The sequence below is a fragment of the Peribacillus sp. NPDC046944 genome (assembly GCF_050272735.1).
Classification (GTDB): Bacteria; Bacillota; Bacilli; order Bacillales; family DSM-1321; genus Peribacillus.
In genome coordinates this window covers 101,936-120,668 of the sequence record NZ_JBNNML010000007.1, presented here as the reverse complement: position 1 = coordinate 120,668, position 18,733 = coordinate 101,936, and the positions used below count along the sequence as shown (strand labels likewise).

Genomic DNA, 18,733 nt, shown 5'->3' with positions numbered 1-18,733 from the left:
CAAACATGCTGAATAAGGCTCAAATTCGTTACTGTCTGGATACGATGGGCGAGATGTTTCCTGATGCCCATTGTGAGCTGAATCACTCCAATCCATTTGAATTGGTGATTGCTGTTGCTCTTTCGGCTCAATGTACAGATGTTTTGGTTAATAAAGTGACTCAAAATTTATTTCAAAAATATAAAACGCCTGAAGATTATCTTAGTGTACCGATTGAAGAATTGGAAAATGATATTCGTTCAATCGGTCTGTACCGTAATAAAGCAAAGAACATTCAAAAGTTGTCTAGAATGCTGATAGACGAATATGATAGAAGAGTTCCTAGGGACCGTGATGAGCTTACCAAGTTACCGGGTGTCGGTCGGAAAACGGCCAATGTGGTCGTCTCAGTGGCTTTTGGCGTGCCGGCGATAGCGGTGGATACCCATGTAGAGCGTGTGTCCAAACGGCTGGGTATATGCCGCTGGAAAGACAATGTCCTTGAGGTGGAAAAAACCTTAATGACCAAAGTGCCAATGGATGAATGGTCCGTTACACATCATAGACTCATTTTCTTTGGTCGCTATCATTGTAAAGCCCAGTCTCCAAAATGTGAAACCTGTCCGCTTCTTGATTTGTGTCGTGAAGGGAAAAAGCGGCTAAAAAGGATAGAAGCCAAATGACTGATTTAAATTCATTAAACGTACCGGCCGAATTGGACGATCCATTTTTCTTCCCTAATGAAATAGAACCTTTAAAAAAGGAAGACTACCAAGAGTGGAGAAATCCCAGTGAAGTTGAAGTGTTTTCATATGAGCTGCTTTTTTACATGGGGGAAGAAGTTTATTCACCTTGGAAGAGTGGGGATATGCATATACCTGAACTGTTTGAAAAATGGAGGCTCATTAAAAAGGATTGCGAATTGTTTTTTTCGAATAGAAAAGCGGGACTGGCTTTAGAGCCTATGAAAGAAGGAATTGGATTATTCTTTTCGGCAGTCTATTGGATGAATGAAATACCCGTGAAGCTAAATGCATGGAAGAAACAGATAGAAGCCTGTCCGGTTAAACCGATAAACTTGGTTGAAAGATTATCTTTCATCATGGAAAGACCGGCGTTTTACCATTCATTCAGACAGCTTAGTGAATTATTCATCGAATTGGAAAAGCTCTTTGTAAGAAACAAGCTAAGAAAAGCGAAAAAAGGTCTAAGCGGTTAAGCTTAGACCTTTTTTTAATTGCCATTTTCTTTATCTTTATCTTTGTTTTTATTTTTGTCTTTTTCTGGGTCAGGAGCGGGAGCGGGCTCAGGAGTATCCGCGGGTTTATCCTCATCAACTTTTCCTGGATCCTCATCTTCGACATCCTCATCGTCTTTGGTGGCATCATCATTGCCATTACCATTCCCGTTTCCATTGTTCCCGTTGTTATCTGTGTTGCCCTGGTCTGGGTTTTTATCTTTCTCTTCGTCTTCATTACCCTCGTCTTCAGTAGGAGTATCTTGTTCCAGATCCTCATCTTCGGCTGGCTCTTCAATATCTTCCTCTTCCTCAGGCTCTTCTTCAATAACGCTAGGAATCTCTACTGTAGCACCAGCAGGGTCGCTTCGTTGATTATCAACGATGGCTACGACAGAAAAAGTATATTTACTTCCCAGTGTAGGGTTTGGAATGGTTAAACTAGTATCCTTCGATTTTTTGAGAACACTTTTTGAGCCGCCGTCAACAGACATTTGGACTTCAAATTGTGGATCTCCATCACTATACGACCATGAAAGCTGTATTTCGTTGCTTTCCTGATTATAAGACGCACTGACACTAGGTGTATCTATTTTCTCATATTCTGTGGTAACTTGTGTTGGCTCGTGGCCCTTAACATAGTATTCATAACTGATTCTATCACTTGGAGTGTATTGGTTGGCTTTCACTACAGGATTCGATCCTTTAATGACACCAACTTTTGCAACACTGCTCGGCTGTTCAAAGTCTTTCGTTGTTTTTGATTGGGCCATGTGTTCCATCAAATTCTTAAAGATGTATTTTGGTATTCTTTGAGATGAATCGCCTAGGTATTCCATCTTTTTGCCTGCACTATTATCATAACCCGCCCATATGGCAACGGTATAGTTAGTCGTGTAACCAGCCATCCAGCTGTCCTTTACCCCTGAAGCAGGTATGTTGTTTGCTGCACGTTGTTCGGGCGTGAAGTTAGTGGATCCAGTCTTACCAGCGACTGGAAGCCCAGGTATGTTGGCCAATCTACCTGTTCCGTAACTTTCTGTCATGACGCTTTTCAGCATATCCGTGACGATGAAAGCCGTGGAATCTTTCATGACAGGTTTTGTTTCTGTTTTGTTCTTGATGGTTGTTTTATCACGTAATACAATTTTCTTGACGGTATGTGGTTCGTTATAAATCCCACCATTACCAAAGGCCCCATATGCTCCGGCAAGTTCTAGAGTTGAAACATCTGTGCCACCGCCAATTGAAGCGGATTCGTTGATTTCCTTATCTTTATCAAAAGGAACGCCAAGGTCAATTGCAAAATCACGTGCTCGTTCTTTCCCGACTTCTTGGAACGCTTTCAAGGCCGGTATGTTCAATGATCTCGCGAGAGCTTCTCGAATAGGAACCGTTCCATAATGAGTACCTGATGCATTTTTGAGGGGAGTTCCATCAAAGTAGGTATACTCCTCATCTTTAATAGGTTGATAGGTTGACCAGTTTAAATATTCGACAGCTGGACCATAATCTAAGATAGGTTTGATTGTCGACCCTGGTGAACGCTTAGCATCTGTTGCATAGTTCCACCCGCGTTTGACGTTCGTGTTCCTGCCACCGCCAACGGCTTTAATTTCGCCTGTTTGCGTATCAAGCAAAGTAACACCGGCTTGTAGATCTTCACTTGGATAACTAACGATATCATTACTATTCAACATTTTATAAACGTATTCTTGGGCGTCTTTATCAATGGTCGTTTGGATTTCCAGACCATCTGTAAACACATTATAGTCACCCATATTTCCGACTTCTTCTATTACCAAATCTATGAAGGCATCATAAGCAGTCGTATCGATTTGGTTTTTATCGACCTCTTGAAGTCCGGCTGTTATTTTAACGTTTTGTGCCTTTTTCATTTCCTGTTCGCTAATGTATCCATGTTTATTCATGAGATGAAGTACAATATCGCGACGTTCTTTTGCCCGTTCTGGATATTTATATGGATCATAGCGACTTGGGCTTTGCGGTAACCCGACAAGCATGGCCACTTCGTTAAGGTCCAATTTATCCAAGTCTTTCCCGTAATATGTTTGCGAAGCCGTCAGAATCCCGTTTGCACGATTGGCAAAGAAAATTTTGTTCACATACATTTCCAGTATTTCTTGTTTTGTATATTTTCTTTCTAGCTGTATGGCCAGCCACATTTCTTGGACTTTCCTTTTAATCGTTTTATCAGGTGTTAAATAAGAGCGTTTGATAACCTGTTGGGTTAAAGTACTAGCACCTTCTGAACCAAAGCCATTTTTGACATTGGCGAGGACTGCGCTGCCTAAACGAAGGAAGTCAACCCCATGGTGGGAATAAAAACGGGAATCTTCTGTTGCCAGGAATGCGTCTTCGACTAGTTCAGGTATATCTTCATAATTGACAAAGTCACGATTCTCAGTGCCGACCTCTCCAAGTAATTTACCTTCTTCATCAAGGATCTTCGAGGTAACGGGGTCTTTTAAAAGGCTTTCGTCGAGCTTGGGAGCATCACTGATAAAGTAAGCTAATGTAGCTCCTCCAGCAACTAAACAAATAATTCCAATTGTAACGAGAATGAGAAAAACTCGCTTAAGCATGTTCGTGGGTTTTTTCGGCCCTTTTTTTGGTGCCTTCTTCTGTGCCTGACCCTGCTTTCTACGTTCTTCTCTTGTATTATATTTTTCAGCCATTACAGCTAACCTGCCTTTCTAGAAAAAAACTAAAAATTTTCTGCGATAAGTAAATCTACTACTTTAATATAGTCAATTCTCGGTTGAAAGCCAAGCGCAATCTTCTTTGAACTGGTCTTGACCTCTTCAAGGGTAATGGATTTGCGTCCACCGTCTTTCATCCGATTCCAATACAACACCAGTTGTTCGGAGCTCATTAAGTATATACTATCCGTCGCAGAAAAGCGGATAATAACAAATGCAATTCCATCATGCTGAACGATTTGCTTCATATGTTCAACTTGGTGTTCGTGAAAATTCTTGAGAGGGAAAGAGTTCCTATTTTTTGTTTCCTTGGCCTCAAAATCAATATATCTACCTTTATAGACCCCATTGTAATCCGTGGTCGATGCTTGCTTGAAGTAAGCTTCTTTAATAACGGCAGCACTTCTTTTAGGATAGTGGACATCCACAATTTGTACGGGTGTCGGCTTTTTATGTATGACAGCAATCCCGTGCGCTAAATAATACTGATTGGTTTCATTCAAATCATCCTCTAATGTTTTTCCACGATTACTGTAACTGAACTTCTTTAGTGGACTTTTCCTTTCTTTCATGGGCTGCGGTACGAACTTTCGTCCGTTGGGATAATTGAATGCCACTTTTACCCCTCCTTTTTTTTCACCTATCTATATTAGCAAAAAAAGAATCCAAAATGTGAATAAAAAGAATTGTTTCTTAGAACGATAGGATTTAACAATTGAAAAATGTCATAATTCCTGGAAGTGGTGGTTCTTATGTATCAGATTACAAGCATGGAAAAGCAATTGTTATCTATTATAAAAGGTCAAACTGCTAAATGGAACAAAGATAATATATCCAGAACCCAAGCTTATGAAAAATTCTTCCTGCTTCATCCTGAAATAAAATGGTCCTTTCTAGCAGGGATGGTTTCCCGTAATGCAGGTTGGAATATGTGTGATCTTAAAGGGGTCTGGTATTCGCAATTATTAGGTTCTAAATATAAACGTCAGTTATTCCTTGCTTACGAAGAAGCGAATTGGCGGATTTTTGAGGATGCCTATCCGCAGTTACTCATCTATCATTATTCGACGAAATTTAAGCGCCCTTTGTTTCACTTATGTCCATATTTTTTTATTACTGATTTCATCATAAATGAGTGGTACTCTTTTTGGGAGGATGGAAATCAGGAAAGATTAATCACCGCCCTTATTATAAATGAACAGAATATCATTGAACCCATCATAAAAAAGCGATCTCTCGTATTTCATTCCATCTTATTTTTTCTACAGGATTGTATGCATTTTAGCACCGTATTATTTCCCACATGTAAAGGGGTGTTATATGGCGCATCCGTTTCTCATTTTCGGAATCTAGATGAAAGAATCGAATTGGGGAAAAGATTGGCTGATCTTCTTTTTAGGAAAGAGCTTTTTCCATTATTTTTGGAATTCGCCAGTCGAACGGAGCCGACCGGATCGAGGTTTGATTATGAACAGTACAGAAAGATACCCAGGCTACATGAAACGCCGATGCTGCGTATGGTTTATCCAATCATCAATCATCATCCCATTCTCCCGGAGAAATGGTGTATAAAGAAAAGATTAAAAAAAGAATGGTTTTTCGAACCGCAGTGGAAAGAAAATCCTCTTTTGACCGATTGGTTCGATCGTAAACAAAAACAATTGCATACGGTCATCTTGCTCAAAAAGCTGGTCTTGAAAAAGAAGTAGGGAAGGCGATGTTTCCGCCTTCCCTGATGTGTGGTCATACCCCTATTCGTTTAGGTAGAGGGTTTGTTTTCACCACTAAGTTTTGGATTACCTTTTCCTGCCTTTTCTGCCGGCGGCTTTTGTCGTTTTTCGTTTTTTTGCTGTCTGCTTTCATTCGACTGCAAATAAATCACCTCCTGCTTGTATTCTTGTTTAAAATGGCCAGCTTCATTCGCTCCATATTGTCGAAGGCCCCTATAAATTAAGAAAATTACACTTTCTTTGCCGATTCCCTTCTAGTTTTGTCAACCTAGAAGGGCTTTTTATTTAAAAAAAGAATAGTAACAGGTATAGAATGGGAGGGGTCAGCATGATCAATAAAAGTGTAGCAACAGAAGAAATTTTAAGTATGATAGCTGAAATCAGTACCAGTCTGGATCAATTGGAAAATGCTTATGGTGAGACCATGAATACGGCTCGTTGTAAGCTATGGGCGGAGCAGCACAATTTAGTGGATGACGCACAGGAAGCGATGGAGAAAGCCGGGGATTTCTTGGTTGAGACAGAAGAAATAAGCCGACCTTATCCCGTTAAATCAATAAAATCAATGATGGTACCCAAAATTTTAGCAGAAGTTTAAGTGTATAAGTATGAGTCGCTAGAATTTCATTTTTTCGTCAATTCGATTATACTGTTGGAAACATGCTACGGAGGAATTCATCGTGCAAAAAGAGAAACTTCAAAAATTAACCGAACAATTAATACATTATGTAAGTCAAGCGAATGAAATTTATGAAAGTGTTCGAAAGGAAGGAATAGAAAAAGACTTCTTTACGGAGGTCAAGCCGTTTGCCGATCAAGTCCAAGCAAATTGTGCGGAATGGGAGCATGGTATAAAAGAGTGGATGAAAGAAACGCCATTCAAACATCTATTTCCTGAACAAATCGAACAAACGACCAATAATCTTTCGGATGTCGCGGTTCAGGCATTCTTTCCGAAGACCAGCTATAAACGGTTTAAAAGCCATGTTCAATCCATTGAGTATATCCTTCACAATGTGAAATCAGAAGTGGATAGATTACTATCATGATCTTCCAAACACTAAAATCCTCTTTTTTCATATAATAATGGAACCATGTCAGGAAAAAAGAGGAGACGCATAGAACATGATGAGATCGGATTATAATCCTGTCTTCCCTAATCAAGAGCAGTACCCGCAATCCATGCCTGAATACTGGGGGGGATATCAGCAACCAATGCCGTACCCTCAGCAGTCACCCATTCAGGACCCGAATATGCACCATTACTCTCCCCAGTATAATGGAGGCTTGGTGCCACCCTATCAAGACCCATACCAGCAACCTGCCTTTCCATCCTACCAACCGGTGCCACAACAGGCCATGAATACAGGGACGGCCCCGGGCAGTAGTGTAATGCAGCCGATGCCACCGAATCAGACAATGCCACCCATGTCACCAATGCCACCTATTCAACCTATGTACCCCAATCAACAAATGCCTGTCAATCAATACATGCCAAAACAAACTCAAGGCTTCAACCCTTTTGATAACCCGCTACAGCCGACGAAACGACCTCCGCAAATGCAACAACAAGTTTATAACCCATATCCAAAACAACAATTCATGCAAAAGCAGCAGCCTTCGGGAATTAAGTCTGTCATGAACCAATTTAAAACACAGGACGGATCGATGGATATTACAAAAATGATGAATACAGCTGGACAAATGATGAATACGGTCTCTCAAGTTTCTTCGATGGTCAAGGGAGTAGGGGGGTTCTTCAAAGTTTAGATGGGTAAAATAAAAAAGTAGACGTAAAAGTGACCCAGCCACTTTTTACGTCTACTTAAGTTTGCCCTAATTCAATCGTTGATCTCAATTCGATTCCCTTTCACTTTAGGCAGATTAAGCGTTAGGATGCCATCGCGATGCCTAGCCCTTACATTTTGTTCATCGATTGGTTTTAAAAAAGAAATGGTTTTTGTTAACTGACTAGATGATTGCGTATTTTGAATGAAGCCTGGGGGTTGGCGAAACTTTTCCCCTACTTTGGACTTCGTGGAGATGGTCACGGATTGTGGCAATAAATCGATGGAAATTTGGCTCCTGGGAATACCGGGCAAGCTTGCGGTAAGGATATATTCCGAATTTGTTTCATCAAGGTAGATGGGGAAAGTTTGTTCTTTAGCTGAGCCAAAGAATCCGTCCAGGGACTGTAGCATGCCTCTGGCGGGCCTTTCAGAGAACAAACGATCCATTTTGTTAATGAAGTGGGTAAAAGGTTCTTTTCTTTCTTGGGGTTGATCATTCTTTTCAAAAGGGGTCATCACGGTCCTCCTATCTAAAAAACTCCTTTGCCTATAGGCTATGTAGAGGCTAAAGATGTGTGAATGGACATAAGTGGTTTAGATATAGACCCACGGGGAATAACAATATAAAACATAATCTTGGGGATGGGGGATTGAAGATGACTGGAAGCAGTAATTTATCATACATAGATCGAGGCGAAGGAAAAGATACACTATTGTTTATTCATGGATTTTGCGGGAGCCATGAATATTGGCAGAAGCTAATTCCAAACTTGCAGAAAAAGTATAGAGTCATTGCGGTCGACCTGCGTGGCCATGGAGCAAGCGAATCGAATGTAACATCTTTTTCTATTGAAGATATGGCTGAGGATATTGCACTCTTTTTAGAAGACCAGGATATCGAGCAGGTATATTTATTCGGGCATTCTCTAGGAGGCTATATAACTTTGGCCTTTGCTGAGAAGTTCCCGGAAAAATTGAATGGATTCTCACTTATTCATTCTACTGCTTTTCCGGATGATGAGGGAGGGAAGGAAGGGCGCATGAAGGCAGTTGAAAAAATTGAGGCTGATGGTATGCCGCCTTTCATTGATGGACTCATCCCTAAGTTATTTGCGGATTCCAATGACCCTCAAATCGAGCAGGTTAAGAGGATTGGATATCAAACGAGGGAAACAGCGGCAATTGGATCGTTACATGCTATGAGAAATAGAAAAGATAAAAATTACGTCTTACAGGATACCAAGCTACCAGTGCTTTTGGTCGCAGGTGAAAAGGATAAAGTCATCGCCCCGGAAAAGACCTTTTCCATAAAGGGTAAGAATATAAAAGAGGTAGTCCTAGAAAGATGCGGCCATATGGGAATGCTTGAAGACCCTGAAAGGCTTGCGAGTGAAATTGAACATTTCATTGAAGAAGTCAAATAGTAGAAGGTGAAAATTTTATCAATTGGTGAAAGCTAAAATTACACTAACTATGGACCTAAGCAGTTTTAGGTCTTTTTTTTGTTTGGCAGTATATCCCAACTGGTCAACCAAACGTTTATTCGGTAAACTATTATGTACAAAGAGGTGACTAGTATGATTGGAAAGAAATCACTTTCGGAATTAATAAAAGAATTAAGGGAAAATGAAAATATCATTAATTGGCATGAAATTGAACCGCGGGAAGCGAAGACGAGACCGTTGCCTTCCAGCGTTGACGATAGAATTAAAAATGCTTTGCAAAAAAGAGGGATTGGTGACCTGTATAGCCATCAATACACAGCATATGAAACATTGAGGAAAGGGGAAAATATTGTAGCCGTAACACCTACGGCTTCGGGAAAAACACTATGTTATAACCTTCCAGTGTTACAATCCATTGCAGAAAATGGGGAAAACCGTGCGTTGTATATTTTCCCGACTAAAGCTCTAGCCCAAGATCAGAAAAGCGAACTGAACGAGATAATCAGTGAAATGGGGATAGACATCAAAAGCTACACCTACGATGGGGATACTTCGCCTGCCATTCGCCAGGTGGTGAGAAAGGCTGGTCATATCGTGATTACAAACCCGGATATGTTGCATTCGGCCATTTTACCGCATCATACAAAGTGGGTGAGTCTCTTTGAAAATCTCAAGTATGTCGTCATTGATGAACTCCATACATATAGGGGCGTGTTTGGAAGCCATGTTGCCAATGTCATTAGAAGGTTGAAACGAATCTGTAAATTTTATGGAAGTAATCCGATCTTTATATGTACATCCGCTACAATCGCCAACCCGAAAGAATTGGCGGAGCAGCTAACTGGTAATCCCATGCGCTTAATAGATGATAACGGAGCGCCTAGCGGTAGAAAACACTTCGTTTTTTATAATCCGCCAATTGTTAATAAGCCCTTGAACATCAGGAAAAGTGCAACTGTAGAGGTTAACAACCTAGCAAAGGAATTCTTGAAGAATAAAATCCAGACCATCGTTTTTGCTCGTAGCCGAGTTAGAGTGGAAATCATATTAAGTCATTTGCAGGACCTCGTGAAAGGTCAAATCGGGTCGAAATCCATTAGGGGCTATCGCGGAGGATATCTCCCAAAACAAAGAAGGGAAATAGAACGGGGCTTAAGGGAAGGCGATATTCTAGGTGTTGTCAGTACGAACGCTTTAGAATTGGGAGTGGATATAGGGCAGTTACAGGTATGTGTCATGACAGGATACCCGGGAAGTGTGGCGAGTACATGGCAACAGGCTGGGAGAGCAGGGAGAAGGCATGGGGAAGCTTTGATACTGATGGTGGCAAGTTCTACCCCCATAGATCAGTACATTGTACAAAATCCAGAATACTTTTTTGACCGTTCTCCTGAATCGGCCCGGATTAATCCGGAAAACTTAATTATCCTGGTTGACCATTTAAAGTGTGCCGCTTACGAACTCCCTTTTAAGGAAAATGAAGAATTTGGTCCCTTGGATGTGAAAGAAATTTTGGAGTATCTAGTGGAAGAAAGGGTTATTCACCAAAATGGTGATACATTCTACTGGGCCAATCAATCTTTCCCGGCTGGAAATATCAGTTTACGGTCTGCGTCCCAAGAAAATGTCGTTATAGTCGATCAATCAGAAACGGCAAATGTAAAAATAATCGGGGAAATGGATAGGTTTAGCGCTATGACACTCCTACATGATGAGGCAATTTATTTACATGAAGGAGTCCAGTATCAAGTTGAAAAACTAGATTGGGAACATAAAAAGGCATATGTGCGGGAAGTGGACGTGGAATATTACACAGATGCAAACTTAGCCGTACAGCTAAAAGTACTGGAAATAGATAAAACGGTCAATACGAGGGAATCGTCAATCAATTATGGCGATGTTACCATAAATATCTTACCAAGCATCTTTAAAAAGATAAAACTAACGACATTTGAAAACATAGGGTCAGGTCCCATTTACTTACCAGAGGAAGAACTGCATACTAGCGCAACTTGGTTGGAAATAAAAGAAGTTGATTCCACACTTGGCGAAAAAACACTGGAGCAGCTCCTACAAGGGGTTGCTAATGTTTTGGGACACGTAGTTCCCATTCTTGTTATGTGCGATAGGAATGATATCCATGTCGTTGCCCAAATAAAAGCGGCACATACCCAGCTACCCACTATATTTATGTACGATCATTATCCAGGTGGAATAGGGCTAGCTGAAGATGTTTATAAGCGTTTTGACCAGGTGAAAGAGGCAGCGAAGAATCTTATAAGAAAATGCCCATGCAAAGATGGGTGCCCTTCATGTATAGGGACTGAAATAGAAGGGGTACGTGCCAAAAAGAGAAGTGTGGAGTTGCTAGACCAATTTTAGTTGAAAGAAAGAACGAGTTAATTTTAAAGCTCTCCGGATGTTGAACCTGTATTGTCGGTAAAACCATTCAATGGCCGGATTACATGAATAGAGGTGTAGCTTTTTGTCATTGAAAAATAAACTGAATCGCATGAAGCCCCATATGAACCATGAAACACAAGATAGACAACCACTGATAAAGGAATGCGACGACATGGTGAAAACTGACATTCCATTTCTTGAAAAGTGGCTTGGAAATGACACGAGTGCCTACCATTTTGATGGAGATTATTGCTTCGTCCGTGAAGTTCGTTATCCCTTGGAACATAAACATGGTTTGTATTCGTTCCTGGAGTTGAAGGGGATAGTAAAGGCATGGAATCAATCTTCTGTAGAGCACCCCTTGTCTGCTAAAGGGATTAAGGGCGAAGATCTCTTTTTCTTTGATACGGAAACGACAGGACTAGGTGGTGGGGCAGGCAACACCATCTTTTTACTGGGTTACGCTTATTTTGAAGGGGATGAAGTCGTCGTCAAACAGCATATCCTGCCCCAGCCTGGTAGCGAGGTCCCGCTTTACCAAAGCTTTCTTGAGAACATCAATTATGAAACACTTGTTACGTATAATGGAAAGGCATTTGACTGGCCACAGTTAAAAACAAGGCATACCTTGATAAAGGAACATGTCCCGAAGCTTCCGGAATTCGGTCACTTTGATTTATATCATGCTTCAAGACGGCTCTGGAAAGATAAATTAGAACGAGTGAAATTATCTGCAGTGGAAACGGACATTTTAGGGTTTGAACGCGAAGATGATATCCCAGGGTACTTGGCACCAATGATTTATTTCGATTTTGTTGAACGGAAGAATCCGGACATTCTTTTTGGCATCATGAAACATAATGAATTGGATATTTTATCGCTAATCACCTTGTATATTCACTTGTCCCGAAAAATCCTACAAATGGACGGATATACGGAAGAATCATTGGAGATTGCCCGTTGGTTCGCCTACTTAGGGAAAAAGGAAGACTCTGTGGAGGCGTATGAAAAAATAAGGGAAGTCGGAAATGAGGAAGACCGGATCTCGGCAGGTCATGCAATAGCTTTTCAGAAAAAGAAACAAGGGAAATATGACGAGGCACTTACAATCTGGAAGGAAGTAGCGTTAAATGGGATACCTTGGATGAGGATTCAGGCTCAGATAGAATGCGCAAAAATTTTGGAGCACCAATCCAAGAATCCCGCTGCTGCCCTTACTTGTACCAAGAAGGCATATCAAGAAATGCTGGAAATGGGCAATGGGAATAGGCTGAACTTGGAGAAAAAACTTTTGGAATTAGAAAAAAGGATGTTGCGGCTTGAAAGGAAAAATAGACTCCTACAATAAAAGCTCTAATGATTAATAAGTAACTACCAATTGCCAAATTCTTCTTGTGATAAAAATGTAGTAAACAAGTATTGTAGCCTCAAGTCATAATGTGTAAAATGATAGTCGTCGAGGATGAATGTAGAAACATCCATCCGTTCAATAAATTTAATAGTGAAAGCGGAGCGAAGAAATGTATAAAACCACATTATTTCTATTTTTTGTTGTCCTATGTTTGACGATTGTTTTATTTACATCATTAAAAGATAGTTTTTATTCTTTTTTATAAAAAGCACGAGGTAAAGCTGCCCACATAAGATGAAACGTAGTTTAAATTTTCCTTGATTATTGGATTAATTGATATAAATAGGTTATTTCATCAGTACACGTCTACCCTTTTTTTCATAGTCTGTAATGGTAAGGCAAAACTTATCTTGATGAAAGGGGACGAATTATATATGTATTTTCGTAATTGTGGGGGATATCACTCAAATGTAATGGGAGCACACTCCAATGTAATGGGGGCACAATCCAATGTAATGGGGGCACAATCCAATGTAATGGGAGCACACTCAAATGTAATGGGGGCACAATCCAATGTGATGGGAGCAAAATCCAATGTAATGGGGGCACAATCCAATGTGATGGGAGCGCAACACTATCCGACTGCTGTTTCTCCAGTACATGGTCAAACCCAGGCTCTTCCTACGCAAACGGCACCGGCACAAGTATCTCCTACTCAGCAATACGTAAACACAAATGTATCTAATACAGTGATTCCTGTTATTCACCCATCTCATACAACAACGGTTAATAAACATTGCAACACATATAAACACTATTTCCCGCATACTCAATCTGTAGTGAACGAGTGTTACACTCAAAACTTGATTTGTGGTATGCCGCCAGTCAATCCTTGCTGCCCACCTAGGCAATTTGGATACTGAAAAAATTAAGGGCCTAATAAGCCCTTATTTTTCTTACATAATGTCTGAAAGGGGGAGTGGTCTTTAGATGAAGGTTTTGTATCTAACTGGTTATAAAGCATTCGAATTAGGGATATTTAAAAATGATCATGAAGGCGTACAATACATAAAAAAAGCGATTAGGCAACGGCTCATTCCCTTAGTCGAGGATGGACTTGAATGGGTGATCATTTCCGGTCAGTTAGGATCGGAGCTATGGGGGGCTGAGGTGGTATTCGAGGTGAAAGAGGAGTACCCTTCCTTAAAATTGGGTGTGCTTACTCCTTTTTTGAATCAGGAAGAGTCATGGAATGAGACGAATCAGGATTTCTACCGTTCCATTTTGACACGTGCCGACTTTGTCGAATCAATTTTCAAGAAGCCTTATGAAGGACCACAGCAGTTGAAAGTTAAAAATCGTTACATGGTCAAGAAAAGTGATGCCATGTTGATTGTTTTCGATCCTGAAAAGGAAGGATCTGCAAAATATCCATATTATGAAGCCATGAAAAAAGCGGAATCCCTAGCCTATCCCATTTACCAGATTAGCTTTGACGATTTGCAGCAAGTAGCGGAAGAGGATAACTGGGCTAACGATTAAACCATAAAGCAATAAATCATGGACTAAATGTTGTTTCCAGAGCATAATCATATTATGATGAAAATTAGAAACAAAAGGTAGTCCTGCAAGTCGCAAAAAATTTGTCCTTATTTTAAATAAAAATGTGTTTGTTTGACAAATCCAAGCAGATTTGAAAAAATAAAAAAAAGTCGATTGTATTGGCGAAAGTATTGAGGTGAAGTCTTATGCTATCCGATAAGATAAAATTAACGGCTAAAGATATTCTTGAAAAAGATTTTAAAACGGCTATGCGAGGTTATAAACCTGAAGATGTAGACCAGTTTCTAGATCTTATCATCAAGGATTATGAAGTGTTTCATCAGGAAATTGAAGATCTTAAACAAGAAAATCTTAAATTGAAAAAACAAACCGAAGAGAATCCGAAACGTCCGAGTCAACCTGCTCCAGGAGCAACTCCTGGAACTACAAACTTTGATATTCTAAAACGGTTATCCAACTTAGAAAAGCATGTCTTTGGAAATAAACTGTTCGATTAATTGCTTGGTTTTATTTCTTTTTTGAAATTGTATTGTGTTTTATTTGTTTATGGGTTATAATCATTAATGTTATGTTAACGTTTGGGTAATTGCTGCTGCATTTATGCAGTTGAGGAAAGTCCATGCTCGCACGGGCTGAGATGCCCGTAGTGTTCGTGCCTGGCGAAAAAATAAGCTTGGGCAGCAGTCTTTGACTGTTGACGGCCGGGAAAATGCCTAAGTCCTTTTGGATATGGCATGAATACCTATAAAAGTGCCACAGTGACGGAGCCTTTGCAGAAATGCAAAGGGTGGAACGAGGTAAACCCCACGAGCGAGAAACCCAAATTAATGGTAGGGGCGCTTTCTTCCTTGGAATTGAACGAGGAGAAGGACAGAAGCATTGCTTCTGTAGATAGATGATTACCGCCGAAGTACGAGACGCAAGTCGCTTGCAGTACTGAGGAACAAAACATGGCTTACAGAACGTTACCATATAACAATTAAAGAACAACTCTCCTTGTGAAAGGAGAGTTTTTGTTTTGTTTATGAAATTTTATCTAATCTAAATATGTCAAAACAATGTCGGATTTCCCCTTCTTAACACTACGTGTGTAAAATACTTTATCATGGAAGTATAAACTAGTGTACTATCGGAGGTTTTCAACATGAGGGATATGCAGGTTGGTTTTCCGGAAGTGTTTTCATTGGCTGATACCATGCTGCAGCAAATGCAGGAGGGGGCTTTGGTCTATACTGAAGAAGGATTAATTATCCAATGGAATAAGGCGGCGGAGAAAATTATCGGATACTCTGATTTTAATCAATGTGGCCATTTATTTCCTTCTTTATTTGCCAGTGAGCATGAGGTTGAAATGATGAGTAAGGAATTACGAAGTAGTCAATCCTATACTGGCTCTCCAATTATGATCCGTAAAAATGGAGAGCGATTTAAAAGTAAAATGAAAATTAGTGGAATCTCATTAAAGGGACAAATGTTTTACTCTGTTATTTTTGATCATCATGATTTTCAGGTAAGGGAAGAAACAGAAAGGATCCTTGCTGAAAAAATTTTCATGAATATTGAAGAGAGTGTCTTATATACGGACAAGCATGGTGTCATTCTATCCGTGAACCCAGCCTTTCAAATCGTGACAGGATATACAGAAGAAGAGGCAGTTGGAAAAAAGCCAAATATTCTTCAATCCGGATATCATAAAAAAGATTTTTATGATGCCATGTGGAAAGAGATAGGGGAATGTGGAAGATGGAGCGGAGAAATCTGGAATAGACGAAAAAATGGTGAGGTTTTTCTTGAGTGGTTAACGATTCTTGCCATTACGAATGAATCTGGAGAAGTCACACACTATGTTGCGTTGTTTTCTGATATCACCGATAGGATGCATCAGGAAAATCAACTGCAAAAACTGATTCGGTATGATGCTTTGACGGGAATGGCTAACCGTTCTTTATTGAATGAAGAGCTGTGCCGCTTAATCGAAATGTCTGAAAAATACAATCAAACACTCGCTGTGTTACACTTAGACCTTGCACGATTTAAAGCGATTAATGAAACACTAGGTCATGGATATGGGGATTTATTGCTGAAAAAAGTTGCAGCAAGAATAAAGAGAATGTTGAAAAACGAAAATGTGATTGCACGAATTGGCGGCGACGAGTTTATCATTGTCTTGCCCCATTTAAAGCATGTAAAAGAAGCTGTCCACGTCTCTGAGGATGTCATTTCAACATTCAAACAGCCTTTTTATTTATATGACGAAGAGGTATATACATCAGTTAGTGTAGGAATTAGTTTATATCCCTTTGATGGCTCACAGGTTGAAACATTATTAATAAATGCTGAAAAATCGTTACATAAAGCAAAGGCCAATGGGGTTAATAGCTTTGAATTATATCATGAAGATTTACAAACGGGGAATGATACCCGGAGAAGAACAATAGAAAATAGGCTACATACAGCAATCGAAAACAACGAGCTTCAGGTTCACTATCATCCGCAGGTCCATCTTGAAACAGGGAAAGTGGTGGGTGTGGAAGCACTCCTGCGTTGGAGTGTTCCTGAATTAGGACAGGTTTCTCCTGCCGAGTTCATTCCTATTGCGGAAGAAACGGGACTGATCATCCCAATCAGCCATTGGGTCATTAAACAGGCATGTGAGGAAATTAGAAAATTCCATATTTCTGGGTATCCTGATTTAAAGGTAAGTATCAATATATCAGGATTGCATTTCACCCAGGAAAACTTTGCGAAAGAAGTCATTGGCCTCATACAAGACACTAACATCAATCCCCATCGTGTGGAGTTGGAATTGACCGAAAGCATAATCATGCCTAATGCCCAGAATTCGATAAAAAAATTAGTCGCACTCAAGCAACAAGGATTTAAATTGTCCATTGATGATTTTGGGACTGGTTATTCATCATTGAGTTACTTGCGAAAATTCCCTATTGATACTCTTAAAATCGATCAAAGTTTTATTAAAAACGTAGATAATGACAAAGATGACTCGGCAATAGTGATAGCGATTATTACTATGGCTAAGACGCTTAATCTGGAAATCATAGCAGAAGGCGTGGAACTTAAAAAGCAAGTAGACTTTTTGAAAACGCAAAAGTGTGATATCATTCAAGGGTTTTACTTGTCAAAACCGTTACCCGTTACTGAATTGCATGACTTTTTGGAAATGTGGAAACCGATTTTGATTATAGGAAAGAAGGTGCATGACGAATGAAACAATTCGATATTATTGCAACATCAGCAATGGGATTGGAATCTATTGTTGCAAAGGAAGTCCGTGACTTGGGTTACGACTGTGAAGTTGAAAACGGAAAAATTATGTACAAAGGGGACCAAATGGCCATAGCCCGCTCTAATTTATGGTTACGCAGTGCCGATCGTGTGAAAATTAAGGTCGCTGAATTCAAGGCGTATTCCTTTGATGAGCTGTTTGAAAAAACCAAAGCCTTGAATTGGGAAGATTACCTATCTGTAGATGTTGAGTTTCCAGTCAGCGGTAAATCAGTTAAATCCCAGTTGTATAGTGTTCCTGATTGTCAGGCCATCGTGAAAAAAGCGATTGTCGATCGATTGAAAAGTAAGTATAAGCAAGTTTCCTGGTTTGAAGAGACAGGCCCATTATTTAAAATTGAAGTATCGATTTTAAAAGATTTAGTAACACTTACGATAGATACATCAGGAGCTGGATTACATAAACGTGGCTACCGCACTGGGCAAGGTGAAGCACCTCTTAAAGAAACCTTGGCGGCAGCGTTGGTAATGCTCACGAACTGGAAACCAGATAAACCATTCATCGACCCATTCTGTGGTTCCGGGACGATTCCTATTGAAGCGGCATTGATTGGACAGAATATTGCTCCTGGATTTAACCGTGACTTCATTTCCGAAACCTGGTCTTGGATGGATAGCAAGGTTTGGGATGAAGCGAGAACCGAAGCTGAGGATTTGGCTGATTACGATCAGTATTTGGATATTTCAGGATGTGATATTGATCACCGCATGGTCGAAATCTCAAAAGCCAATAGTTTCGAAGCAGGTCTTGGAGATTTGATTGATTTCAAGCAAATGCAGGTGAGGGATATCTCGACGAGGAAGGAATATGGCGTCATTGTGGGAAACCCACCATATGGGGAACGTCTTGGTGAAAAGAAAGCCGTTGAGCAGATGTATAAAGAGATGGGAGAGGCATTTAAAAAGCTTGATACATGGTCTATTTACATGATTACCTCAAACCCGGACTTTGAACAGTTTTATGGGAAACCAGCTACGAAAAAAAGGAAGCTGTTCAATGGATTCATTAGGACGGACTTTTATCAATATTGGGGAAAAAGGCCGGCAAGACAACCTAGAGGCGAATAAGTAGGTATAATATAATATAAGATTTTGAAAAGTCAGGACATTTTATCTAAAGTGGGTTCTATTCTTGATTATCCCTTCCATTTCTGTTATTCTGATAGTGAATTATTTTTGTTCAGATTTAAGGAATACCTTATTAAT

General features: G+C 40.0%; 17 protein-coding genes and 1 other RNA gene. 15 read left to right on the top strand and 3 right to left on the bottom strand.

The features are described 5' to 3' along the window. Positions 1–5: 5 nt before the first annotated feature. Both nth and ACQKIC_RS14500 read left to right on the top strand, forming a co-directional pair. Entirely contained in the window at positions 6–662 is a 657-nt protein-coding gene (gene nth / locus ACQKIC_RS14505; RefSeq protein WP_402869114.1) for an endonuclease III, read from the top strand. Next, positions 659–1,198 (top strand): YpoC family protein, encoded by a 540-nt coding sequence (locus ACQKIC_RS14500; protein WP_427591752.1) that lies wholly within the window; start codon positions 659–661, stop codon positions 1,196–1,198. Before nth ends, ACQKIC_RS14500 begins: the two co-directional genes overlap by 4 nt. Before the next feature lie 14 nt (positions 1,199–1,212). Here the strand turns inward: ACQKIC_RS14500 and ACQKIC_RS14495 are convergent, their stop codons facing one another. Both ACQKIC_RS14495 and recU read right to left on the bottom strand, forming a co-directional pair. Then, positions 1,213–3,915 carry a PBP1A family penicillin-binding protein gene (locus ACQKIC_RS14495; protein ID WP_427591753.1) on the bottom strand — a complete coding sequence of 901 codons (2,703 nt, stop codon included), beginning with the start codon at positions 3,913–3,915 and terminating at the stop codon, positions 1,213–1,215. A gap of 29 nt (positions 3,916–3,944) precedes the next feature. Next, positions 3,945–4,556 (bottom strand): Holliday junction resolvase RecU, encoded by a 612-nt coding sequence (gene recU, locus ACQKIC_RS14490; RefSeq protein ID WP_402869109.1) that lies wholly within the window; start codon positions 4,554–4,556, stop codon positions 3,945–3,947. 153 nt (positions 4,557–4,709) lie between these two features. On the opposite strand from recU, the gene ACQKIC_RS14485 reads away from it, so the two are divergent. The 4 genes from ACQKIC_RS14485 to ACQKIC_RS14470 all read left to right on the top strand — a co-directional run bounded on the left by ACQKIC_RS14485 (position 4,710) and on the right by ACQKIC_RS14470 (position 7,439). Next, positions 4,710–5,648 carry a DUF2515 family protein gene (locus tag ACQKIC_RS14485; RefSeq protein ID WP_427668669.1) on the top strand — a complete coding sequence of 313 codons (939 nt, stop codon included), beginning with the start codon at positions 4,710–4,712 and terminating at the stop codon, positions 5,646–5,648. 349 nt (positions 5,649–5,997) lie between these two features. Beyond that, on the top strand, positions 5,998–6,267 hold the full coding sequence (locus ACQKIC_RS14480; protein ID WP_402869107.1) for a hypothetical protein: 270 nt from the start codon (positions 5,998–6,000) through the stop codon (positions 6,265–6,267). A gap of 82 nt (positions 6,268–6,349) precedes the next feature. Then, on the top strand, positions 6,350–6,718 hold the full coding sequence (locus ACQKIC_RS14475) for a YppE family protein (protein WP_427591755.1): 369 nt from the start codon (positions 6,350–6,352) through the stop codon (positions 6,716–6,718). 76 nt (positions 6,719–6,794) lie between these two features. Beyond that, on the top strand, positions 6,795–7,439 hold the full coding sequence (locus ACQKIC_RS14470) for a YppG family protein (RefSeq protein WP_427591756.1): 645 nt from the start codon (positions 6,795–6,797) through the stop codon (positions 7,437–7,439). A gap of 71 nt (positions 7,440–7,510) precedes the next feature. Here ACQKIC_RS14470 and ACQKIC_RS14465 read toward each other — a convergent pair whose 3' ends face one another. Continuing rightward, the gene (locus ACQKIC_RS14465) at positions 7,511–7,975 is read right to left on the bottom strand and encodes an Hsp20/alpha crystallin family protein (protein WP_402869100.1); all 465 of its coding nucleotides are present in this window, start codon (positions 7,973–7,975) and stop codon (positions 7,511–7,513) included. Positions 7,976–8,115: 140 nt separating this feature from the next. Between ACQKIC_RS14465 and ACQKIC_RS14460 the strand changes: the two genes are divergently transcribed. The 9 genes from ACQKIC_RS14460 to ACQKIC_RS14420 all read left to right on the top strand — a co-directional run bounded on the left by ACQKIC_RS14460 (position 8,116) and on the right by ACQKIC_RS14420 (position 18,595). Next, positions 8,116–8,883, top strand: coding sequence for an alpha/beta fold hydrolase (locus ACQKIC_RS14460; protein WP_427591757.1), 768 nt, complete (start codon positions 8,116–8,118; stop codon positions 8,881–8,883). Positions 8,884–9,039: 156 nt separating this feature from the next. After that, entirely contained in the window at positions 9,040–11,286 is a 2,247-nt protein-coding gene (locus tag ACQKIC_RS14455) for a DEAD/DEAH box helicase (RefSeq protein WP_402869871.1), read from the top strand. A gap of 142 nt (positions 11,287–11,428) precedes the next feature. Beyond that, positions 11,429–12,655 (top strand): ribonuclease H-like domain-containing protein, encoded by a 1,227-nt coding sequence (locus tag ACQKIC_RS14450; RefSeq protein WP_427668667.1) that lies wholly within the window; start codon positions 11,429–11,431, stop codon positions 12,653–12,655. A gap of 437 nt (positions 12,656–13,092) precedes the next feature. After that, positions 13,093–13,581 (top strand): CotD family spore coat protein, encoded by a 489-nt coding sequence (locus tag ACQKIC_RS14445; RefSeq protein WP_427591759.1) that lies wholly within the window; start codon positions 13,093–13,095, stop codon positions 13,579–13,581. A gap of 67 nt (positions 13,582–13,648) precedes the next feature. Continuing rightward, positions 13,649–14,200, top strand: coding sequence for a DUF1273 domain-containing protein (locus ACQKIC_RS14440; RefSeq protein WP_402869092.1), 552 nt, complete (start codon positions 13,649–13,651; stop codon positions 14,198–14,200). Between the two features lie 206 nt (positions 14,201–14,406). After that, complete coding sequence (gene gpsB / locus ACQKIC_RS14435) at positions 14,407–14,718, top strand: cell division regulator GpsB (RefSeq protein ID WP_402869090.1); 312 nt, start codon at positions 14,407–14,409, stop codon at positions 14,716–14,718. Between the two features lie 77 nt (positions 14,719–14,795). Continuing rightward, positions 14,796–15,184: RNase P RNA component class B (rnpB, locus tag ACQKIC_RS14430), an RNA gene on the top strand. A gap of 181 nt (positions 15,185–15,365) precedes the next feature. Next, complete coding sequence (locus ACQKIC_RS14425) at positions 15,366–17,450, top strand: sensor domain-containing protein (protein ID WP_427591760.1); 2,085 nt, start codon at positions 15,366–15,368, stop codon at positions 17,448–17,450. Continuing rightward, the gene (locus ACQKIC_RS14420; RefSeq protein ID WP_402869085.1) at positions 17,447–18,595 is read left to right on the top strand and encodes a THUMP domain-containing class I SAM-dependent RNA methyltransferase; all 1,149 of its coding nucleotides are present in this window, start codon (positions 17,447–17,449) and stop codon (positions 18,593–18,595) included. Before ACQKIC_RS14425 ends, ACQKIC_RS14420 begins: the two co-directional genes overlap by 4 nt. The last annotated feature ends 138 nt before the right edge of the window (positions 18,596–18,733 follow it).